Annotated in this window: 19 protein-coding genes; 7 read left to right on the top strand and 12 right to left on the bottom strand. The window is 74.1% G+C overall.

Annotation, left to right across the window (positions count from 1 at the left end; translation table 11 throughout):
• Positions 1–2: 2 nt before the first annotated feature.
• The gene (locus ACQP1P_RS04375; protein ID WP_433083332.1) at positions 3–350 is read left to right on the top strand and encodes a hypothetical protein; all 348 of its coding nucleotides are present in this window, start codon (positions 3–5) and stop codon (positions 348–350) included.
• Between the two features lie 27 nt (positions 351–377).
• Here the strand turns inward: ACQP1P_RS04375 and ACQP1P_RS04370 are convergent, their stop codons facing one another.
• From ACQP1P_RS04370 to thrS, 5 genes are all read right to left on the bottom strand, one after another.
• Positions 378–716 carry a YbjQ family protein gene (locus tag ACQP1P_RS04370; protein WP_350611809.1) on the bottom strand — a complete coding sequence of 113 codons (339 nt, stop codon included), beginning with the start codon at positions 714–716 and terminating at the stop codon, positions 378–380.
• A 183-nt stretch (positions 717–899) separates the two neighbouring features.
• Complete coding sequence (locus ACQP1P_RS04365; protein WP_433083330.1) at positions 900–1991, bottom strand: hypothetical protein; 1092 nt, start codon at positions 1989–1991, stop codon at positions 900–902.
• Positions 1988–2497 (bottom strand): SigE family RNA polymerase sigma factor, encoded by a 510-nt coding sequence (locus ACQP1P_RS04360; protein WP_433083328.1) that lies wholly within the window; start codon positions 2495–2497, stop codon positions 1988–1990. The genes ACQP1P_RS04365 and ACQP1P_RS04360 overlap by 4 nt, the downstream gene beginning before the upstream one ends.
• Positions 2498–2552: 55 nt before the next feature.
• On the bottom strand, positions 2553–3314 hold the full coding sequence (locus ACQP1P_RS04355; RefSeq protein ID WP_433083326.1) for a DUF3152 domain-containing protein: 762 nt from the start codon (positions 3312–3314) through the stop codon (positions 2553–2555).
• Positions 3311–4534 (bottom strand): threonine--tRNA ligase, encoded by a 1224-nt coding sequence (gene thrS / locus ACQP1P_RS04350; protein WP_433083324.1) that lies wholly within the window; start codon positions 4532–4534, stop codon positions 3311–3313. Before thrS ends, ACQP1P_RS04355 begins: the two co-directional genes overlap by 4 nt.
• A 198-nt stretch (positions 4535–4732) precedes the next feature.
• Between thrS and ACQP1P_RS04345 the strand changes: the two genes are divergently transcribed.
• Both ACQP1P_RS04345 and ACQP1P_RS04340 read left to right on the top strand, forming a co-directional pair.
• A complete protein-coding gene (locus ACQP1P_RS04345; RefSeq protein WP_433083322.1) occupies positions 4733–5545 on the top strand; it encodes an Fpg/Nei family DNA glycosylase in 813 nt (270 codons plus the stop codon).
• Entirely contained in the window at positions 5518–6060 is a 543-nt protein-coding gene (locus tag ACQP1P_RS04340; RefSeq protein ID WP_433083320.1) for a 2'-5' RNA ligase family protein, read from the top strand. The genes ACQP1P_RS04345 and ACQP1P_RS04340 overlap by 28 nt, the downstream gene beginning before the upstream one ends.
• A gap of 137 nt (positions 6061–6197) precedes the next feature.
• Here ACQP1P_RS04340 and ACQP1P_RS04335 read toward each other — a convergent pair whose 3' ends face one another.
• Positions 6198–7601 carry an NAD(P)H-quinone dehydrogenase gene (locus ACQP1P_RS04335; RefSeq protein WP_433083318.1) on the bottom strand — a complete coding sequence of 468 codons (1404 nt, stop codon included), beginning with the start codon at positions 7599–7601 and terminating at the stop codon, positions 6198–6200.
• Positions 7602–7766: 165 nt separating this feature from the next.
• On the opposite strand from ACQP1P_RS04335, the gene ACQP1P_RS04330 reads away from it, so the two are divergent.
• Positions 7767–8222 (top strand): gamma-glutamylcyclotransferase family protein, encoded by a 456-nt coding sequence (locus ACQP1P_RS04330; RefSeq protein WP_344616602.1) that lies wholly within the window; start codon positions 7767–7769, stop codon positions 8220–8222.
• Positions 8223–8299: 77 nt separating this feature from the next.
• On the opposite strand, the gene ACQP1P_RS04325 is transcribed toward ACQP1P_RS04330, so the two are convergent.
• The 4 genes from ACQP1P_RS04325 to ACQP1P_RS04310 form a co-directional block, all read right to left on the bottom strand.
• Positions 8300–9214: a GNAT family N-acetyltransferase gene (locus ACQP1P_RS04325; protein WP_433083316.1), complete on the bottom strand. Its 915-nt coding sequence runs from the start codon at positions 9212–9214 to the stop codon at positions 8300–8302.
• Between the two features lie 10 nt (positions 9215–9224).
• A complete protein-coding gene (locus tag ACQP1P_RS04320; RefSeq protein WP_433083314.1) occupies positions 9225–9974 on the bottom strand; it encodes an SCO6745 family protein in 750 nt (249 codons plus the stop codon).
• A 126-nt stretch (positions 9975–10100) separates the two neighbouring features.
• Positions 10101–10946: a hypothetical protein gene (locus ACQP1P_RS04315; RefSeq protein ID WP_433083312.1), complete on the bottom strand. Its 846-nt coding sequence runs from the start codon at positions 10944–10946 to the stop codon at positions 10101–10103.
• Between the two features lie 10 nt (positions 10947–10956).
• Positions 10957–11589, bottom strand: a complete 633-nt coding sequence (locus tag ACQP1P_RS04310; protein WP_433083310.1) for an MBL fold metallo-hydrolase — start codon at positions 11587–11589, stop codon at positions 10957–10959.
• A 107-nt stretch (positions 11590–11696) separates the two neighbouring features.
• Here ACQP1P_RS04310 and ACQP1P_RS04305 point away from each other — a divergent pair, with 107 nt between their 5' ends.
• Positions 11697–12860 carry a DUF4349 domain-containing protein gene (locus ACQP1P_RS04305; protein ID WP_433083308.1) on the top strand — a complete coding sequence of 388 codons (1164 nt, stop codon included), beginning with the start codon at positions 11697–11699 and terminating at the stop codon, positions 12858–12860.
• 2203 nt (positions 12861–15063) lie between these two features.
• Here ACQP1P_RS04305 and ACQP1P_RS04300 read toward each other — a convergent pair.
• Positions 15064–16422, bottom strand: coding sequence for an amidohydrolase (locus ACQP1P_RS04300; RefSeq protein WP_433083306.1), 1359 nt, complete (start codon positions 16420–16422; stop codon positions 15064–15066).
• A gap of 733 nt (positions 16423–17155) precedes the next feature.
• Here ACQP1P_RS04300 and ACQP1P_RS04295 point away from each other — a divergent pair.
• Both ACQP1P_RS04295 and ACQP1P_RS04290 read left to right on the top strand, forming a co-directional pair.
• On the top strand, positions 17156–18925 hold the full coding sequence (locus ACQP1P_RS04295) for a serine/threonine-protein kinase (protein ID WP_433083305.1): 1770 nt from the start codon (positions 17156–17158) through the stop codon (positions 18923–18925).
• 19 nt (positions 18926–18944) lie between these two features.
• The gene (locus tag ACQP1P_RS04290) at positions 18945–20576 is read left to right on the top strand and encodes a phospho-sugar mutase (RefSeq protein WP_433083303.1); all 1632 of its coding nucleotides are present in this window, start codon (positions 18945–18947) and stop codon (positions 20574–20576) included.
• Here ACQP1P_RS04290 and ACQP1P_RS04285 read toward each other — a convergent pair whose 3' ends face one another.
• Entirely contained in the window at positions 20577–21677 is a 1101-nt protein-coding gene (locus tag ACQP1P_RS04285) for a glycoside hydrolase family 26 protein (RefSeq protein WP_433083302.1), read from the bottom strand. It abuts the gene before it with no gap.
• Positions 21678–21711: the final 34 nt, after the last annotated feature.

The following is a 21711-nucleotide window of genomic DNA, read 5'->3' as shown; positions in this document are numbered from 1 at the left end:
AGGTGGAGACCGTCCACTGCAGGCTGCCGAGCGGACATACCCTCGTCGATGAGGTCAACGAGGTCTGCGCCGCCGCCGCGACAGTCGAGGGCGACGACCCGGCGGAGCGCCTTGCGACCTGGCTCCGCCGGTTCTTCCACTACGTCACCACGAAGCGGCCGGTCGTCATCGCGCTGGTCGAGCACACCGACACGAACAACCCCGTCTTCGACACCCGGGGCCGGATGCTCGCGGCCGGCCAGCCACTGCTCACGGCCGCCCAGGACGCCCGCCAGATCGACGCCGGCCTCGAGCTCAACCAGATCCTCGACCGCGCGGTCGTCGCCGGACTGCACCGACGCGACACCTGATCCGGCCCGCGGCGAACGAGGTGCAGGTCAGGCGGCGTGGGCCCCCGTCCGGGCGTGCATCGGGACCGCGACCACCGCGGTGCCGTACGCGCACAGCTCGACCCAGGTGTTCGTCACGTCCCGATGGTCGAAGCGCATCCCCACGATCGCGTTCGCGCCGCGGTTCTCCGCCGCCTGGACCATCTGGCCCACGGCCCGCGCCCGCGTCTGGACCAGGAACTGGGACATGTCCTGGCCCGGGCCGCCCTCCGTCGAGCGCAGGCCGGCCGCGAACGGGTTGCGGGACGTAGCGACAACGCCGATCACCTCGCCCAGCACGGCGGTGATCTCGTAACCGGGTAAGCCCTCGGTCGTTACTACCAGCACAAAATCGATGGTATGCACGGGTATGACCTTTACGGGGCGATCTGGGTGAATCATCCGATATCTGACCCGGATCGCCGGCGCGGAAATGCCGCGGCTCCCGCCGGAGACGAGGTATCCGCGCGGCGGCCGAACGAACCTCGCCACCCCGTGAATCAGCCCCGGATCACCTGCGCCGGGCGCGGCTCAGCCGTGGCTCACCTGGGCCGACGGGGTCACGCCGATGCCGGCCGCGAAGCGCAGCAGCACGTCCTGCGGCAGCGCCGCCGCCGGGCTCACCTGCAGCATCAGCGATCGGCCGCCGTCCACCGGGATCTGCAGGAACTGCACCTCCGGCGTCGTGGTCAGCCACGCCTGGCGGTCGCCGACGCGGACGCCGACGGTCGCCGGGCCCTCGAGCTTCGGCCGCCGGCCCGGCTCCTCGTCCAGCTGCACGACCAGCTTGAACAGGTAGCCCGCGTCGGGGTCGGTGCCGGGCGGGGCGAAGGTCACCACCGCGGGGCTGATGTCGTCCACGGTCCAGCCGGACGGCATCAGCGTGAAGGTGAACGGCGTCTCGGCCGTGGCGCCGCCGGGCTTGAGCGCCTCCGCGTACGCGACCAGCAGCGGCACCGCCGTGCCCCCGTCCGCGTCGAGGCGCAGCCAGGTGCGGGCCGACGGGTGCCAGACGAGCGAGACGCGGGGGGCCGAGTCCGGGTTCGTCCGGTCGTCGTCCGACCGGGACCACTCGTAGACCGTGGCCGGGCGCCCGGCGACCTCGGCCGGGGTCGTGCGGGCCTGCCCGGCCGGGCTCGGGGGCGGCGAGTCGTAGGCGGTCACCGTCACCGGGGCGGTCGTCGGCAGGGTCTGCGACAGCGTCAGGCGGTCCGCGGTCAGCGAGATCATCGGGGTGCCGTAGCCGTCGCCGGTGGGCGGCGTGACCGGGAAGACCAGGGACGGCGGCACCGTGGCGGCCACGAGCGTGGCCGGGCGCGCGGAGAACGAGGCCGGGGCGGACGGGGCGGCCGGGGTGGACGGGGCCGGTGCGGGCGAGGCGGGGGCGGGCGAGGACGGGGCGGCCACGACGGCCGGGGGCGCGCCGCGCAGGGCGAACGGGACAGCGGCGCCGATCGCGACCAGGGCCGCGGCGCCCGAGGCGAGGGCGGCCAGGCGGACGCGGCGGCCGCGGCGGGCGGACTCGGTCGTGACGGTGCTCAGCATCGACACGCCGGGCGGGGCGTCGCCCGCGAACTGGCGCAGGGCGTCGCGAAGCCGGGCCTCGACCTCGTCGTCGTTCATGATCTGCCTCCCGGCGCGGGGACGGTCTCCCGGTCACTGGCCAGGGCCGCCCGGAGCTTCTTCAGGGCGTGGAACGCGTGTACTCGTACGGTGGACTCGGCACACCCGAGCAGCCGGGCGATCTCGGCATCCGGCAGGTCCTCGTAGTAGCGCAGGACCACGACGGCGCGCGGCTGCCGGGGCAGCGCGCGCAGCAGGGCCCACATGGCGTCGGTGTCGGCGACCCGGGCCGCCGGATCGGCCGTCGCGAGCTCGGGGAGCTCGGCCACGGGCCGTTCGGCGAACGAGCGGCGTCGGCGCCACGACAGGTACTGCCGCAGCATCGTCTTTCGCACATAGGGCTCGGGCCCCTCCTGCCCCACGATCCCGGACCAGCGGCGATGGGCCCGCACGAGCGCCTCCTGCACGAGGTCCTCGGCGAGGTGCCGGTCCCCGGTGAGCAGGTAGGCGAAGCGCAGCAGGCCCTGCGAACGCCCGTGCACGAACTCGGTGAACTCGATCTGCACGGCTTCCCTCCCCCATGGCTCCACCGACGTAGACGAGGGACCGGGGCCCGGACGTTTACGGGTCGTGCGGCGCGGGGTCGTCGTACTGCCCGGAGCGCCCCCCGTACTCCCGCCCGTCGACGATCGGCCAGGCGTTGGCGACGCAGCCGTGCAGCCCCAGCGTCTGCTGCTGCATCACCGGCGCGGGCCGGCCGGGGCCGGGACACAGCTCGTGGCCGTGGTAGAGCCGGTGCCCGGTCTCGTGATTGATCACGTACTGCCGATAGGTGACCAGATCCGAGCCGTAGCCGGGCACGCCCCGCACCCAGCGCGCCACGTTGACGACCACGCTGTCGCCGTTGCGGCAGGAGGTGTACCGGTCGTAGGAGCTGGCGCAGAGCCGGTCGCGCGTCGCCGGGGTCGCGAGGTAGATCGTGAAGTCGAAGCGGTCCGCGGCCCCGGCCCGGCGCAGCCGCCACTTGCCGGTGCCGGGCCAGCTGCGCGGGTCGGCGAAGACCGCCTCGACGGCCTCGGCGAACCCGGCGGCGGAGATGCCCGTGATGTCCCGCTCGACGGCGATGCGGTAGGTCAGCAGCTGCCCGGCGGTACCGATGACGGGACCTCCGGCCGAAGCGATCTCGTATCCGCCGCTGCCCTGCGCCGGATAGGCGATCTCGGGCGCCACCGCGTGCGCGGGCTCGCGGCTCGGCTCGGCGGACGGGCCGCGCGATGGGACGGAAACGGGGACGGAAACGGGGACGGAGGAGGCCGCGGGCGCGGAACAGGCGGCCAGGGCGAGCACAGCCAGCCCCGCGCCCACGAGTCGAGGGACACTCACATCAACACTGACGGCTCGGGTACCGGATCCTGTTTAGGCGGGCGGCACGAAGCCTCGAGCAGCGACAGTGCCTCGGCGACCGGCAGCGCGGCGACCGAGCCGTCCCGCGAGCGCAGCGAGACGCTGTCCCCGGCCGCCTCCTTCGCCCCGATGACCGCCACGAAGGGCACCCGGCGGCGGGCGGCGTCGCGGATGCGGGCGGAGAGGCTGCCGGAGTACGACTCCTCGATGCGCAGCCCGAGCGCCGCGGCGCGCCCGAGCAACCCGCGCGCGTCCGCGTCCCCGACGGGCAGCACCTCCAGCTGCACCGGCGCGAACCACGCCGGGAACGCGCCGTCGTGCACCTCGATCAGGTGCGCGAAGAGCCGCTCCATGCTCCCCGCGGCGCTGCGGTGCACCATCACGGGCCGCCTGCGGGCGCCGCCGGCGTCCACGTAGGACAGGTCGAACCGGGCCGGCATGTGGTAGTCGACCTGGACGGTGGCGAGGGTGCTCTCCCGGCCGGCGTGGTCGAGCACCTGGATGTCGATCTTCGGCCCGTAGAAGGCGGCCTCGCCCGGCCCGTCGACGTAGTCCACGCCCGCGGCCGCGAGCGCCCGGCGCAGCACCGCGGTCCCGCGCTGCCACAGCTCCAGGTCGTCGACGTACTTCGGCCCGTCCCCGCGCAGCGACAGCCGCCACGACGACGGCGCGAAGCCCAGCGCCCGGTGCGCCTCCCGCATCACCGCCAGCGCCGCGACCACCTCGGCCTCGACCTGGTCCTCGGCGCAGAAGACGTGCCCGTCGTTGAGGGATATCGCGCGCACCCGCGACAGCCCGCCGAGCACCCCGGAGCGCTCGGCGCGGTACTGCCCGCCGATCTCGCCGATGCGCAGGGGCAGCTCGCGGTAGGAGCGCCCGCGGGCGGCGAACACCGCGGCGTGATGGGGGCAGAGGCTCGGCCGCAGCACGAACGCGTTGTCCTCGTCGAGCGCCATCGGGGGGAACATGTCGTCGGCGTAGTGCGGCAGGTGCCCGGAGCGGTGGTACATCTCGGCCTTGGCCAGCGGCGGGGAGTACACGTGCCGATAGCCGTGCCGACGTTCCAGGTCGAGCAGGTAGTCCTCGACGGCGCGCCGGGCCGCGGCGCCCCGGGGCAGCCAGAGCGGGAGCCCGGCGCCGACGAGCGGGTCGGAGTGGAACAGCTCGAGCTCGCGGCCGAGCCGGCGGTGGTCCTGCATGACGAACTCCTCGGAACACGGGGAGCGCCGCCTCGGGCCACAAAAAGGCTCCGGAGCGCGGTGCCCCGGAGCGGAAACGGTTGCTGACGTCGATCAGCGCCGCCGGGGAAGGCCCGGCGTCGTCGTGGACAGTGCGCTGCGACTCATGCCGCCGACAATAGCGCGCCACGCGCGCGACGGTCCGGGTATAAATGCCCGGTGCCCGAAGGTCACACCATCCACCGCCTCGCCGAGCGGCATCGCAAGCTGTTCGCGGGCCGTCCCGTCGCCGTCTCCAGCCCGCAGGGGCGCTTCGCGGCGGACGCGGCGCGGGTCGACGGCCGCGTGTTCGAGGACGCCTCCGCGCACGGCAAGCACCTGTTGCACCACTACGCGAACGGCGAGACGGTGCACGTGCACCTGGGGCTGTACGGCAAGTGCACCGACGGCGACGGCCCGCCGCCCGCGCCCGTGGGCGAGATCCGGATGCGGCTGGCCAACGGCGAGCACTGGCTCGACCTGCGCGGGCCGGCCGCCTGCGAGCTGCTCGACCCCGCGCGGCTGGACGCCCTGCACGCCCGGCTCGGGCCCGACCCGCTCGACGAGGACAGCGACGGCGGCCGGGCGTACGAGATGATCCGCGGCTCCGGGCGGCCGCTCATGGCGCTGCTCATGGACCAGTCGATCGTGGCCGGGGCCGGGCTCATCTACGTGACCGAGTCGCTGTTCCGGGCCGGGCTGCCGCCGACCACGCCGGGCACGCGGCTCAGCCGCCGCAGGTGGAACGACATCTGGGCGGACCTGCGCACCCTGATGCGCGCGGGCGTGGCCGAGGGGCGCATCGACACCGTGCGCAGCGCCCACACGCCGGAGGCGATGGGCCGGGCGCCGCGGGTGGACCGGCACGGCGGGGAGGTGTACGTGTACCGCCGCACCGGCCAGCCGTGTCTCGTGTGCGGCTCGCCCGTGCGCACCGCGGTGCTGAGCGCGCGCAACGCGTACTGGTGCCCGCGCTGCCAGCGGGCGCGCTGATGGTCGCGTCGGTGGAGATGTACCTGGACGAGCGGGCGTCCCGGCGCATCCGGGTGCTGTGGGACCAGCTCGAGGAGCTGGGCGTGCAGTCGCTGCGGACCCCGCACGACGGGCGGCACCGCCCGCACGTGACCCTGGCCGTGGCCCGGCAGCTCGACCCGGAGGCGGTGGCCGCGGCGCTGGCCGGCATCCGGGTCGCGGAGCCGTTGCGGGTCAACTTCCAGTACGCCGGCGTCTTCGTCGGCCGCGTCGTCTTCCTCGGCCCGGCCCCGACCCCGGAGCTGGTCGCGCACCAGGCGCGCGTGCACGGCCTGCTCAGCGCGGCGGGCATGGCCTCGCTGCCGCTCTACGAGCCCGGCGAGTGGGTGCCGCACTCGACGGTGTCGATGCGGGTGCCCCGGCCGCTGCTCACCGAGGCCCTGCGCCGCTGCCTGGAGTCGCTGCCGATCGAGGCCACGGTGACCCGGGCGGCCGTCGCCGACTACGCCCGGGGCATCTTCCAGGAAATTCCCTAGCGCAGGACTCGGGTCCGCGGTGGTGCGGACCGTCGCTCCCGCCAGACACCGCTCGGCGCTGGCGCGCCGTCGCTGCCAGGTCCGCGGTCGGTCACCCCGGTCCAAGCGGGCAGTCCTCGGCCGCCCGGGCCCGGGGCTCAGTCCTCGTCGTGCTGCATGAGCTGGCGCGCGGCCTCCGCGATCGAGCCCGAGATCGACGGGTAGATCGTGATCGTGTGGGCCAGCTGGTCGACGCTGAGGTGGTTCTCCACCGCCATCGCGATCGGCATGATCAGCTCGCTGGCCTTCGGGGCGACCACGACGCCGCCGACCACCAGGCCGGAGGCCGGGCGGCAGAAGATCTTCACGAAGCCGTCGTCGAGCCCGTCCATCTTGGCCCGGGCGTTGCCGGCCAGCGGCAGCATCACCGCGCGGGCCGGCACCCGGCCGCTGTCGATGTCGGACTGGGTGATGCCGACCGACGCGAGCTCCGGGTCGGTGAACACGTTCGCGGCGACCGTGCGCAGCTTCAGCGGGGCGACCGCCTCGCCGAGCGCGTGCCACATCGCGATCCGGCCCTGCATGGCGGCGACACTCGCGAGGGGCAGCAGCCCGGTGCAGTCGCCGGCCGCGTAGATCCCGGGCACGTTGGTGCGCGAGACCCGGTCGACGGTGACGTATCCGCCCGGCGCCACCTCCACGCCGTACTCCGCCAGGCCGAGCGAGGACGTCTGCGGTACCGAACCCACACACATGAGCACGTGGGAGCCCTCGACGACCCGCCCGTCGGCCAGCTCGACCTCGACCCCGCCGGCGGTGCGGCGCGCGGCCGAGGCGCGGGAGTTGTTGAGGATCGTCATGCCCCGGGTCCGGAAGACCCGCTCGATCGCCATGGCGGCATCGGGGTCCTCGTGCGGCATGACCCGGTCGCGGCTGGAGACGAGCGTCACGTCGACGCCCATGGCCAGATAGGCGGAGGCGAACTCGGCGCCGGTCACCCCGGAGCCGACCACGATGAGCTTCTCGGGCAGCTGGGGCAGGTCGTACACCTGGCGCCAGTCGAGGATCCGCTCCCCGTCCGGCGCCGCGGACGGCAGCACCCGCGGGGTCGCACCGGTGGCGATGAGCACCGTTGAGGCGGCGATCACATACGGAGCGTCACCGTCGGCCGGCGTCACCCGCACGGCGTGGGTGTGACCGAGCGTGTCCTCTCCGAGGCTCGCCGTGCCCGTGACGAACTCCACACCGGCCTTGAGGAGCTTGGCGTGGATGTCGCCGGACTGCGCGTGGGCGAGCCGCTTCACCCGCTGGTGCACGGCCGCAGCGTCCACCCGCACGTCGGGCCCCTCGGGGCCGATGACCCCGAACGCCTCCGTGTCCAGGTGCGCGGTGACCACGGACGAGCTGGCGATGAAGGTCTTGCTGGGCACGCAGTCGTGCAGCACGCAGGCGCCACCGGCGCCCTCGGCCTCGATCACGGTCACCTGGGCGTCCAGCTGCGCGGCGACCAGGGCCGCCTCGTAGCCCGCCGGGCCACCTCCGATGATCACGATCCGGCCCACGCCAGCCACCCCTCCTCGGCTCTTCTGATGCCATTCTCCCCCGCGGGGGGCAACGCTGCGTCGCCGGGCCACCCGCTCGGCCCATGGCGCGCCGACGAGTGGATCTGAATCCGACACGCTCAGCAGTATTCTCTCGCGTACCCGGTCGGGTTTATCGTCATCGCCGTGCGTCATTACGCCGCGTATGGCTCGAACCTGGACCCTGCCCGCATGCGGGCCTACTGTCCGTATTCGCCGATGATCGGGACCGGCTGGCTCGAGGGCTGGCGGCTGACCTTCGCCGGGGAGGACGTCCTCGGCTGGGAGGGCTCGGTCACCACGATCGTCGAGTCGCCGGGCGACCGGGTCTTCGTGGCGCTGTACGACGTGCACCCCAACGACGAGAAGCAGCTCGACGAGGTCGAGGGCGCGCTCGCCGGCACGTATCGCAAGCTCCACCTGCGCGTGGCCACCCTCGACGGCGAGGAGACCGCGTGGGTCTACGTGTTCAACGGCTACGAGGGCGGGCTGCCCACCGCGTGGTACCTCGCCGAGATCGCCAACGCCGCCGCGAAGGCGGGAGCGCCGGCCGACTACCTCGAGGCCCTGCGCGCCCGCCCGACGAAGACCGCGATGCCGTAGGCCCCGTCCGGCCGATCGGGCCGGCCCGCGACGGCCCAGACCTCGTCCCGGCTCGGACGTGACCGGCAGGACAGGGCCTAACGGCTCCGCTCGTACATGTCGGCGGCGAAGGCCACGGTCATCCCCGCGTTCGTGTAGAGGTGGTACGCCCCGGTCGGGTTGGTGAGGTCGACGCCCAGCCCGGCCGTCGTGCGCCCCTTCGCCGCGTAGATCGCGAAGGCCGCCCGCAGCAGCGCGCCGCCGATCCCGGTCCCGCGGTGCCCGCGCAGCACGGCCAGGTTCTTCACCCAGCCCTCGCCCCGCTCGACGCCCTGGTCCGCGGACTGCAGCACGCCCACGATCGCGCCGCCGGCCTCGGCCACGAGCCACTCGTCCCAGCTCACCGACGGCAGCGCGGCCAGGGCGGCCCGCCAGTGCGCGTAGGAGGTGGGCACGAAGTCGGGGGTGTCGGCGAAGGCGGTCTGCAGCACCTCGTGGAAGCGGGGCAGCTCCGCGTCGCGCACGGCCCGCACCCCGAAGCGGGGCTCGGGCGGCCGCTCCTCGCCGGTCAGCGCGCGGGTCATCCGGGCGTGGCGCTTGCGGAAGGCGAAGCCGCGGGCGGTGAGCGCCTCGACGTAGGCGGTCTCGCCGGGCACCACCCCGGCGCGCACGACCTCGCCGCCGCGCTCGGCCACCCGGGCCAGGGCCAGGTCCAGCAGCGGGCCGAAGGCGGGCCAGCCGTCCGGCGGCACCGCGTAGACCTCCACGTTGTCGCGGGGGCCGCGTTCGGGGTTGTCGACGTACGCCCACGCCAGCGCGGTCCCGTCCGGCCCGAACGCCAGCCAGGCGTCGGTGGCCGGGTCCAGGTGCGGCGCGGTGAGGGTCGCGACGACCTCCTCCTCGGTCCAGTCCGGCTCCCCGAGGGACGCGATGTCGCTCGCCCTGCTCACGGACAGGATCGCGGCCACGTCACGCAGCGCACACCCGCGAATCGTCCACCCCGGCAGGTCCATGGGTAGCAACCTAGCTCGGGAGGGCTTCCTTGACGGACTGCACGGCCGCCTCGAGCAGGTTCACCAGCTCGGCGCGCTCGGCCGGTGACAGCGCCCGGAACGCCTCCCCCGCGATCCGGTCGGTCAGCGCCTCCGCCCAGCTGCGGCGGCGCACCAGCGGCTCGAACGGCGGGTAGGGCGGCTGCCACCCGAACGCGGTCGCCTCGGCCTCGCCGTCCGGGCCGGAGATGATCGCCTCCAGCGGCGTGAGCCCGCTGGCCCGGATCGCCAGCAGGTGGGCCGCCCCGCGGTGCTCGCGCAGCAGGTGGGCGAGCACGGCGGCCCGGGCGCCCGGCGAGTCGTCCGGCAGCGGCATGGCGCGCCAAGCGGCGAAGAGGGGCATGCCCGCGGTCTCGGCGCTGACCACCACCCGCTCGGCCAGCTCGACGAGCTTGGGCAGGGCGTAGAAGCTCTCCAGGTGCTCGCGGCCCCAGCGGCAGCACTCGTCGAGGTTGTCGGCGGCGATCTGCTCGGGCGGGGCGACCTTGCGGGCCGCGTCCCAGCCGTCCTGCACCGCCTCGGGCGCGATGAAGCCCAGCGCCGCGGCGACCGTGTCGGCGCGCACCTCGCCCAGTGCGCCGCCGCGTCCGGCCACGTAGAAGGCCCAGCCGGTCAGGCCGATCTGACGGGCGCGGCGCATGGTCTTGGGATCGTCGCTGAAGGCGCCGCCCAGCACCAGCACCGCCTGCTTCGCCGCGGCGGCCGCCTGCTCGGGAGTCATCCCGGTCATTCTGCCTCCCCGCATGGATCACGGTGAAGGCACTCGTTCGGGTACTGACCGTGCGGGGAAACGGACGAACGACTCGGCCAGGGTCGGCCAGGGGCTCAGCCGAGGTCGGCCAGGGGCTCAGCCGAGGTCGGCCAGGGCGTCCTGGGCGATCTTCACCCGCTTCTCGGCCTGCTGGATCGCCTTGTCGGCGGCGGCCACCGCCCGTTCGGCCTCGGCCTTGGCGTTCTCGGCGTCGGCGACCTGCTGCAGGGCGGTCATCAGCTCCCGCCGCGCCTGCTTCTTCAGCCGGGCGTGCTCCTCCTCGGCCCGCCGCCGCTCCTCCTCGCGCCGCCGGGCCTCGGCCCGCCGCTCCCGCTCGCTCGCGTCGGGCGCGGAGCGCATCGGGGTGACGGTCGCCGTCGAAGGCTCGTCGGGCGCGCCGCGCACCGGCGTGACGGTCGCCGCCGCGGGAGCGGGGCCGCCCTGCACGAGCCGCAGGTTGGGGCGCGGGGTCTCGCCGAAGCCCGTGTACTCCAGCGCCTTGGTCAGCCGCCCCGCCCGCACCTCGGCGGCCACCTCGGCGTCGGCCAGCGCCGCGGCGAAGGTCGCCTCGACCTCGGCCACCGGCAGGTTCCCGGCCGAGCCGCGGCCGGCGAGCCTGACCGCCTCGCGGGCCAGGGCCGAGACGGTGCCGCGCCGGCGCACCGAGAGCTCGCGCAGGTCGGCCCCGCGCAGCTCGCGCTGGGCGGCGCGCAGCTCCTCGGCCAGCTCCAGCAGCTCGGCGACGAGGTCGGGGCGCTCGTGGGCGAGCCGGTTCACCAGCCAGGCGGCGACGGTGGGCTTGCGCAGCTTGCCGATCGCCGCGGCCAGGGCGGTGTCGCGGGCCGAGCGGGCCTTGGCGACCTCCTCGCCGCGCAGCGCGATGAAGTCCTCCGGCGGGGCCGAGTACAGCCGGGCCGTGACGGCGGCGAGGGCGTCTGCCATGACTGCAACGCTAGATGGTCGTACCCGGTTCCAGGCGCGTGTAGTGGGTGCCGGACAGGCGCGTCATGTGGCCGGTGACCATCTGCTGGCCGGCGTCCACGAGCAGGCTGTCGTGCAGGGCGAAGGCGCGCTCCGGCGCGACCGCCCGGGCGAAGTCGATCGCCTCGGCGAGCTTGAGCCACGGAGCCGAGACGGGCACTAACAGCGTCGCGATCTCCTCGTCGGGCACGTGGAACGAGTCGCCCGGGTGGTAGATCGGCCCGTCGGGGGCGTCGATGACGAAGCCGAGGTTGACGATCCGCGGGATGTCGGCGTGGATGACCGCGTGCTGCCCGCCGTGCGCGCGCACGGTCATTCCGGCCGCGACGAAGATGTCGCCCGGGTTGACCGGGAAGACGTCGGCGTCGAGGTCGGTCAGCTGCGCCTCGACGTCGGGGTGGGTGTGCACGGTCAGCGCGGGCTGGCGGGCCGCGGCGGCGCGCAGCTTGTCCAGGTCCACGTGGTCCATGTGCTCGTGGGTGATGAGCACCGCGTCGGCGCCGTCGAGGGCCTCCGCCTCGCTGAACACCCCCGGGTCGATCACCAGCACCCCGCCGCTGTGCTCGAGGCGAAGGCAGGCGTGCGTGTACTTCGTGATGCGCATCCGTTGACCCTCTCGTGGCAGAACTGTGACCCGCGGGGGTGGAACGCGCCCGCCCCGCCCCGCGTCGGACCGGCGCAACCCCCACAGGACCCTACCCAGGAGGCGTCATGTCAGTCAGGCGCACGACCGTGTTCCTCGCGGCGGCCGCCGGCGCGTTGGTCCTCGCGCTGAGCGGGTGCGGCTCCGGCGCGAGCGACACACCGACCAGCGGCGGCAACAAAGACGCGGCGGGGCCCGCGGCGGCGCCGCAGCAGGAGGGCGCCGCGGGCGCGGGCGGCAAGGCCGACCAGGGTCAGTACCAGGGCCAGGACCAGGCGCAGAGCGGGCAGAAGGCCCCGGACAACCTCGACACCGTCAACCGCTCGATCATCTACGCGGGCACGATGACGGTCGAGGTCAAGGACGTCAACGCCGCCGCCGCGCAGGCGATCGCGTTCGCCACCGGCGCGGGCGGGTTCGTCGGCGGCGACAACCGGCGCATCGACGGGCAGAGCTCGACCGCCACCATCACGCTGCGGGTGCCGGCCGAGAAGTTCCAGGCCACGCTCGACCAGCTCAAGAGCGTCGGCGACGAGAAGAGCCGGCAGGTCTCCGCGCAGGACGTGACCGACCAGGTCGTCGACGTGGAGTCGCGGATCGCCACCGCCCAGGCCAGCGTCGAGCGCATCCGGGCGCTGCTGGCCAAGGCGCAGACGATCGCCGAGATCACGACCCTGGAGTCGGAGCTGTCCCGGCGCGAGTCCGACCTCGAGTCGCTGCAGTCCCGCAAGCGCAAGCTGGCCGGGCTGACCTCGCTGTCGACCATCACGCTGGTGCTGCAGGGCCCGGAGGCGCCCGCGGTGTCCGAAGAGGACACCGGCATCCTGGTCGGGCTGCGCCACGGCTGGGACGCGTTCACGGCGTCGCTGCGGGTGGCACTGACGATCTTCGGGTGGCTGCTGCCCTGGCTGCTCTTCCTCGGCGTGCCGATCTGGCTGGTCCTCTGGCTCACCAGGCGCTACCGCCGCGCGCACCCGCAGGCGCTGCGGGCCCCGATGGCCGTGCCGGCCGCCCCGGCGCCTATGTATCCGCATCCTCGTCCGGCGCCGCCGATGCCGCCGGCGCAGCGTCCGACCTCGCCGGCTCAGGCCCCGGCTCCGGCACCGGCTCAGGCAGCGGCTCCGGACCCCGCGGCCGCGAAACCGGCTCCGGCTCCGGACCCGCGGCCCGAGCCGCCGGCGGAGACGGCACCGCGGGACGACGCGGAGCCAGATCCGCCACGAGCGCACTGACCACCGCACCGAACTCCGGCCGCAGCTGATAGCCGGAATGGCCGTCGACCTTGGGGAACACCGTGTCGCCGGGCGGAACCGCGAAGCCCGGCGGATCGACGAGGCGCACGTCGCGCGCCGTCGGTGACTCCACCGGCCCGCCGATGGGGTCGGTGTCCCGCCACAGGTTGACCCAACGGGGGGTGTGCTCGCCCGGCCCGGGCGCTCCGGGCCGGGCGAGCACCGCGCCGACCTGCTCCAGGACCGCGTCGCTGAGGTAGGCGGGGAAGAACCGGGCGTACAGCCGGCGCAACGGCGAGCCGTAGGTCAGCAGGGCCGTGCGCGCCCGCGCCTCGGGCGGCATCTGCAGCACCGTCGCCGCCGCGAGCACGCTGCCCTGGCTGTGCCCGGAGAGGATCACGCCGCCCTGCTCGGCGGCGAGCCAGGCGCCCCGCTGGGCCAGCTCCGGCACCACGCGCTCGGCGTAGCAGGGCGGGGCGAGCGGGTGGGCGGCGCGGGGCCAGAAGGTGCCCAGGTCCCACAGCACCCCGACGATCCGGCGGAAGCGCTGGTAGCGGTAGGCGAGCACGCCGATGAGCACGAGCGCGAGCGCGGACAGGCCGATGAGGTAGGTGCCGAGGTTGACCGCGAAGGAGATCACCTCGGCGCTCGGCGAGCCCGACGGCGCCAGCGCGATCGGGCGGCGCCCGGCGATCGCGAAGCCGGTCGCGACCACGGCGGCCAGCGCCGCCGGGATGAACACCCACACGAGCAACCGTCCGATGTGGTCGGTCACGCGCGCGTCGGCGACGGCGTGGTCGATGTGCCGGGCCCGGGCCGCGTCCCGCTCGCGCCCGCCGCGGAAGTCGGCGTCGGTGACCGTCCGCGCGTCCCTGCGCAGCCGCCGCAGCAGCGGAAGCCCGCCGGCCAGGGCCACCGCGACGGTGAGCCCGAGCAGCAGCACGAACCCGGCCGCGGCCCACTCGTAGGCGGGCGGCGGCTGCAGCGGCTGCCAGGCGGCGTAGTCGGCCGACGACGGGCGGGAGCGGCGGTCGAGGAAGTCCGCGGCCCGGTACGCCAGGCCGGCCGAGAACGCGACCGCGACGCCGAGCCCGGCGCTGGCGATGAGCGGCCCGGCCAGGCCCTGCAGGAACGTGCCGCGCGGGCGGCTGGCCAGCACCACGGCGCCGAGCACGAGCATGAGCAGGACCTGCGCCGCGAACAGCCCGGTGATGGTGCCCCCGAGCACCGGCAGGCGGCCGGCGGCCGTCCACGGGTCGCGGGGCAGCAGCGCGTAGCCGAGCACGAGCACGGTGAGGGCGACGGCGGCGTGGCTGAGCAGCCGGGTGCCGGGCGTCGCCCACGGGGCCGGGTTGTCGCGGTCGACCACGGCCCGCACGGCCACCGCGAGCACGCACAGCACGAGGACGAGGCCGGTCAGCGCGGCGAGCGCGAGGCCGGGGCCGGGCCAGCCGTGCGGCAGGAGGTTGCCCAGCAGGATCGCGTCCAGCGTGGCGAACGCGAACGCGATGTGCAGGGAGCGGAGCCGGCCGACGAGCGGCTTGCCGTTCCAGAAGCACGGGTGGGCCAGCCCGTCGCCGTCGCCCTCGGTCTGGACGGGGAAGGCCTCGTACCGCGCCCACGTGCGCCGCCCCAGGAACCACAGGAACGCGATGGCGAGCACCGGCCCGAGCGCGGCCAGCGCCAGGCGGCGGCTCGGGGTGGCGAAGAACCCGTCGGCGAAGAGCGCCAGATAGCCGCGGCCCCGCAGGCAGCGGGGCAGGCTCGCGCACTGCCAGCCCACGAGGTCGACGGCGACCTCGACGAACGACAGCACGAAGGAGGCGGTCATCGACAGTGCGTAGACGCGCACCAGGGCCCGGATCGCGGCGCGGGGGCCGGGGCGGGTCGCGGGCCGCAGCCACAGCGCGACGTTGGCGAACATGAACGGCAGCAACAGCAGCCAGAGCGCCCGGGCGGCGGCGCCGGCGGTCAGGTTGCCCCAGCGGTAGGCCTCCAGCATGGCGCCGCCGGGCCCGGTGACGGCGCCGTATTCGGCCCGCGGGCGGAAGAAGCCCGCGTCGGTGTCCCCGGCGACCCGGCGCAGCAGGGGCCGGTCCAGCACGTCCTCGGCCGGGGAGCCGGTGACGCCGTGCACGCGCAGCTCGGTGACCACGCCTGGTGTGGTACCAGACGTGGACGACCTTCGCTGTCCGAAACCTTGCTAGAACGCTCCGGCGCTCAGCGCCGCGAGCGCGGTGTGGACCATGATCCGCACGCCGTGGCCGATCGCCCGCTCGTCGACGTCGAACGCCGACTGGTGGATGTCGAACTTCGACTCCGAGCCCGGGATGCCGGTGCCGAGCCGGATCATCGAGCCGGGGACGTTCTCCAGGTAGAACGCGAAGTCCTCGCCGCCCATGCTGATCTCGGCCTCGACCACGCGGTCCGGCCCGAGCGCCGCGCCGGCCGCGCCCGCGATGATCGCGGTGGCGATCCGGTCGTTGACCACGGGCGGGACGCCGCGGGTGTAGGTCACCTCGACGTCGGCCCCGGTCGGGGCGATGACGTCGTGGACGAGCTTGGTGACCAGCTCCGGCACCTCCTGCCAGGCCTCGCGGCTGAGCACGCGGATCGTGCCCCGGGCCATGCCCTCGATCGGGATGGCGTTGGCGGCCTCGCCGGCCCGCACCGCGCCCCACACCATCGAGACCCCGGCCCGCGCGTCGAGCTTGCGGTCCAGCAGCGACGGCACGTCGACGAGGATGCGGCCGAGGGCGTGCACCAGGTCGGCGGTCAGGTGCGGGCGGGCGGTGTGCCCGCCGCGGCCGGTCAGCCGGACCTCGATCTTGTCCGCGGCCGCGGTGAACGGCCCGGAGCGCACGCCGACCAGGCCGACGGGCAGGTGGGGCGCGCAGTGCAGCGCGAAGATGGCCGCGACGTCCTTGAGCGCGCCGGCCGCGATGACCTCGGGGGCGCCGGACGGCATCGTCTCCTCGGCCGGCTGGAACAGCAGCCGGACCCGCCCGGGCAGCTCGCCGCGCTCGGCCAGCTGGGCCAGGGCCAGGCCGACGCCGAGCAGGACCGTCGTGTGCACGTCGTGGCCGCAGGCGTGGCAGACGTTGTCGACCGTCGAGCGGTAGGGCACGTCCTTGGTGTCCGGCAGCGGCAGCGCGTCGAGGTCGGCCCGCAGCGCGATGACGCGGTCGCCGTGTCCGATGTCGCACATGACGCCGTTGCCCTTGGGCAGCAGGCGGGGCGACAGGCCGGCCCGGGTCAGCTCGCGGGCGACGAGCGCGGCCGTCTCGAACTCCTGGCCGGACAGCTCGGGGTGCGCGTGGATGTGACGTCGGATGGCCACCAGCTCGGCGCCCCGCGAGGCGAGCCAGCGGTCGAGCTGCCCCGGCAGCGGGTCCGCCCCGGGTGGGGTCTCGGGCCAGCCATCGGCAAGACGCTCGGCCCTCGACGACGTCAACTTGCCGACCGGGCGTGCCGCAGCGGCGGCCTCGGTCAACGTCAGCGCTCTCGTCACGGTGAGTTCTCTATTTCGGTCTAATGGAGCGGCCCGCCCCATGCGTGCCATGGACAGACTAACCGGGTGAAGGTGACGCAGCGCAACATCATTCTCGTGATGCCGGTATAGCTGAGCGTCACTTAACCGCAGCTAAAGGCGCGAAACTGCAGGCGTCACCTCATCCTCTCTAACGCGCGACCATCGTCACGGTCACGCGGTGTCGCGAATAAGTTTCCGCACTGGGTTCCGCGACCTGCGTCGCCACGGTTCAACACACAGTGACGGAAGACGTCGCAGGGTGGCACGGACCACACGACCGGCGACGCACCCCTCGTCCGTCCATCGGCAGGCGAGATCGAGAATCCAGCAAAGCCGAGTCGCCGATGTTCCCGAATGGTTTCCGTCTCCTGCGTAGACGCTCCATCCGCCTGTCCAGGTTCCCCGGATGAACGATTTCAATCCTGCGACCGTCCGCAGGGCGACATGATCGGCACGGTCGGTTGTCCGCGGGTCACGGTACGGTGAAGGACCGGACCCCACCTTTCTTCGACGGGCGAGAGCAAGCAAGATAGTGGGGCGAGAAGTCAACCTTCCCCCTCCCCATGACGGTTAACTGCCTGTGACTCAGCTTCCGACGTGGCATGGCGAGCCCCTGCCACCCACCGGTGCTCTGGCCTCGGCCGGAGCCGGGCGCGAACCTGCGCACGGCTCCGACTCCCCCTCCAACGGACCCGCCCGCGAACCACGCGAGCCGGGCTCGACCGCGCCCCCGGTTCCGGGGCAGCGCGCCGCGCCCGGAGTCGTGATCGGCGGACGCTACGCCCTGCGCACCGCCATCGGACACGGCGGCATGGGCACCGTCTGGCGCGCGAGTGACACGCTGCTGCGCCGTGACGTGGCGGTGAAGGAGGTGATCCTCCCCCCGGGTCTCGCCCCGAGCGACCGCGACTCGATGTATCAGCGGACCCTGCGCGAGGCCCGCGCCGCCGCCGCGCTGTCGCACCCGTCGGTCGTGCAGGTGTACGACGTCGTGACCGAGGCCGGCCGCCCGTGGATCGTCATGGAGCTGCTCCAGGCGCGCAGCCTCGCCGAGATGATCGTCGAGGACGGCCCGCTCGCGGCCCGGGCGGTCGCCAAGATCGGCATCGCGCTGCTCGGCGCGCTCGAGGTGGCCCACGCCGCCGGGGTGCTGCACCGCGACGTGAAGCCGGCCAACGTGCTCATCTGCGGCGACGGCCGCTGCGTGCTCACCGACTTCGGCGTGGCCCGCATGCCCACCGACAGCGAGCTCACGACGCCCGGCATGGTGCTGGGCTCGCCGCACTTCATCTCCCCCGAGCGCGCCATCGGGGCCAAGTTCGGCCCCCCGAGCGACCTGTTCTCGCTCGGCGTCACGCTGTACACGGCCGTCGAGGGCCGCCCGCCGTTCGACAAGCGCGACCCGTTCGAGACGATGCGGGCCGTCGTGGAGGAGCCGCCGGCGCAGTCGATGCGCGCCGGGGCGCTGGCCGGGGTGCTCTACGGGCTGCTGGAGAAGGACCCGGCCCGCCGCTGGAACGTCGAGACGGCCCGCGCCGTGCTGCGCGACCTGCTCGCCGGCCCGCTGGCCAGCAACGCGCCGGCGCACATGACCGATCCCTACGCGGTGGTCCGCCCGACCCACCAGCCCACGATGATCCACCCGCAGCAGCCGACCGGCCAGATCGGCGGGCGGGCGATGATGGCCCCCGGCGAGACGGTCAGCGGCGCGATGCGGCGGATGCACTCGGGCGCGCCCGCCCCGAGCGGGGCCCCGCACGACGCCGAACTGGAGCGCACCGGGGCCGACGCCTACAACGCGTATGCGCCCGAATACGCCCAGGACGACTGGGCCCAGGGCCCGACCACGGCCACCCCGCCCAGCCCCGGCCGGACCTTCGGCGGCGGCGCCGGCCTCGTGGCGAAGCTCAAGGCGCTGCCGACCCTGGCCAAGGCCGGGATCGCGGCCGGGCTGGCGCTCGTGCTCTTCCTCGGCATCGGGGCCGCGGCCGGGCTGTTCTCCGGCGGCGACAGCGGCAAGAACGGGCTGCCCAACGCGGGCGGCTCCAGCGCCCCGGCCGGGCCGGCGTTCGAGGTGGAGCCGTTCACCCACCCGGGCGGCATCACGGTCAGCGTGCCCAAGGGCTGGAAGGTCACCAAGCTGGGCACGGCCGCCGCGCCGTATTTCGACATCACCGACCCGGCCGACGCCAACCGGCGCATCCGGGTCAACATCGACAAGACGTCGGCCGCGCCGCGCGCCTTCCTGGAGTCGGCCGAGAGCCGGCTCAAGTCCACGCCGGGCAGCTGCGAGAGCCCGTATGCGCGGGTCGACCTCACCGACGCCAAGCTCGACGGGCAGGCGTCGGCGGTGCTGGAGTACACCTGCGGCTCCGGCGACCACCTGCGCCACGCCCTCTGGGACGCCGTCGTGGCCAACGGCAAGGCGTACCACTTCTTCGTGACCGTCCCCGACGCCCGGTTCGCCGAGAGCAAGGCGATCTTCGACGCGATGGTCAACTCCTTCAAACTGACGCCGCCGACCGGCGGCTGAGGCATGTTATGAAAGGCAGATGACCGCATCCCTCCGCTGCGCGGCTGAAGCCTGGCTCGCCGACGATCCCGATCCGGCGAGCCGGGACGAGCTGCGGGCCCTGCTCGACGACGAGACCGAGCTGGCGGACCGGTTCGCCGGCCCGCTGCGCTTCGGCACCGCGGGCCTGCGCGGGCCGCTGCGGGCCGGGCCCAACGGGATGAACCTCGCGGTCGTGCGCGGCGCCGCGGCCGGGCTGGTGCGCTGGCTCGCCGCCCAGGCCGCCGGCCCCGACGACCGGCCGCTGGTCATCGGCTACGACGCCCGGCACGGCTCGCACGCCTTCGCCGTCGAGACCGCCCGGGTCGCGACCGGTGCCGGACGCCGGGCGCTGCTCATGCCCCGGCCCCTGCCGACCCCGCTGCTCGCCTTCGCCGTGCGCCGCCTCGGCGCCGTGGCGGGGGTGATGGTCACCGCGAGCCACAACCCTCCGCAGGACAACGGCTACAAGGTGTACCTCCACGACGGCGCCCAGCTCGTCCCGCCCGCCGACGCCGGGATCGAACGCGCGATCCGCGAGGTCGGTCCGCTGGCCGACGTGCCGCTCGGCCCGCCCGGCGAGGTGCTCGGCGAGCAGATCGTGCGCGAATACGTCGACGCCGCGGTCGGGGTGATCGACCCGGAGGTGCCGCGGGACCTGGCCGTGGCCTACACCCCCATGCACGGCGTCGGCCGCGAGGTCTTCGAGGCCACGCTCGCCGCGGCCGGCTACCCGGCCCCGTCCGTCGTCGCCGAGCAGGCCGAGCCCGACCCCGACTTCCCGACCGTGGCCTTCCCCAACCCGGAGGAGCCCGGCGCCTCCGACCTGCTGCTGGCGCTCGCCGCGCGGGAGGGCGCCGACATCGCCATCGCCAACGACCCCGACGCCGACCGGTGCGCGGTCGCCTTCCGCAGCGGCGAGCAGTGGCGGCAGCTGCGCGGCGACGAGGTCGGGGTGCTGCTCGCCGACCACCTCATGCGCCGCGGGGTGCGCGGCCGCTACGCGACCACCATCGTCTCCTCCAGCCTGCTGTCCCGCCTGTGCGCGGACCGCGGCCTGCCCTACGGCGAGACGCTGACCGGCTTCAAGTGGATCGTGCGGGCCGGCCCTGACGGCATCGACGGCGCCGATCTGGCCTACGGCTACGAGGAGGCCCTCGGCTACTGCGTCGCCCCCGAGCTGGTGCGCGACAAGGACGGCATCACCGCCGCCCTGCTGGTCTGCGAGCTCGCCGCCGGGCTCAAGGCGGAGCTGCGCACGCTCGGCGACCGGCTGGACGAGCTGGCCCTGCGCCACGGGGTGCACGCCACCGACCAGCTCTCGGTGCGCGTCGAGGATCTCGCCGAGATCACGGCGATGATGGCCACCATCCGGTCCCACCCGCCGGCCGAGCTGCTCGACGAGCCGGTGACCTCGATCGAGGACCGCCTGCCCGACTCCGACGTGCTCATCCTGCGGGCCGGGGCCAGCCGGGTCGTGGTCCGGCCGTCCGGGACCGAGCCGAAGCTGAAGGCCTATCTCGAGGTCGTCGAGCCCGTCGCCGGCGGCGACATCGCGGGGGCCCGGGAGCGGGCCGCCGCCGCCCTCGTCGCCCTGCGCACCCAGACCGCGGAGGCGCTGGGCCTGCGGTAGCTAGAGCGTCACGGAGAAGACCTGGGACTCGGCCAGCTTGCGGAACTCGCTCAGCGCGGGCTGGGACGAGTCCGGGCGGGTGTCGCCCTTGGGGGCGTTCGGCGAGTCGAAGTAGACCAGCGCCCGGATCGCCGGGAACCTGCCGATCTGCTGGGCGACGGTGGAGAAGATCCAGGCCTTCTGGGCCGGGTCGGCGGCGTGCTCGTAGACACCCCACTCCGCGACCATGAGCGGCTTGCCGCCGTGCGTCCTCGTCACCCAGGAGTAGAAGCCGGGCCAGACCGCCGGGTTCGACGTGTGGTCGACCAGGTACGCGAAGTCGCCGTAGCCGTAGCCGCCGGGCCTGGCGAACAGGTACGGGTCCATGCCGATCCAGTCCACGACGTCGTCGCCCGGGTACAGCTCGGCGAACCAGTCCTTCTCGCACCACGGCTGGTAGGCCATGTAGACGAGCACGAAGACGACGTTGCGCACCCCGTCGGCGCGCAGCCGCTGCACGGTGTGGCGGAACATCGCGGCATAGTCGCGGGCCGTCATCCCGCCGCCCGCGCGCACGTCGTTCTCGGGCTCGTGGTGCAGCGCCAGGAACATGGTCCCGGGGAACGACCGGAACCGCGCGGCCGCCCTGTCGATGCGCGCGTCCTCGCCGCCGGCGGCCACGTCCGCCCAGGTCGTGTCCCAGGCGACCTTCCAGTTGGCGAACAGGATGCGTTTTCTCGGCTGCTGTACCGCGGCGATCTCGTCGGCGGTCGGGAAGACCTCGTCGCCGCGGTGGTACGAGTGCAGAATGTCGGCCGGGCGGCCCGTCGTGCTCTCGAAGTTGCGCAGGGCCTGGCCGGACGAGAGGTCCGTGAACGCGCCGGGCGCGACGCCCCACAGCAGCCCGCAGCTCGGCACGAGCTTGGCGTCGACGACGCAGCGGCGCTGCCTGTTCTCGTCGTGGCCGGCCTTCGGCGTCGTGCGGGCCTGGATGCCTTGGCGGGCGTCGGCCTCGCTCAACCCCGCCACCGGCTCCCGCAGCGTCGCCGAGGCGATCGCGCCGCAGCCGGCGAGGGCCAGCAGGATCGTGGCCGCGATCAGGAGCTTCTTCCGGTATCTCATCGCGGGCAAACGTAAGGCCGGACCCGTTCACCCG

The organism is Dactylosporangium sp. CA-052675 (genome assembly GCF_050947935.1).
In the GTDB taxonomy this organism is placed as follows: Bacteria; Actinomycetota; Actinomycetes; order Mycobacteriales; family Micromonosporaceae; genus Dactylosporangium.
This window is presented reverse-complemented; position numbering and strand designations above follow the sequence as displayed.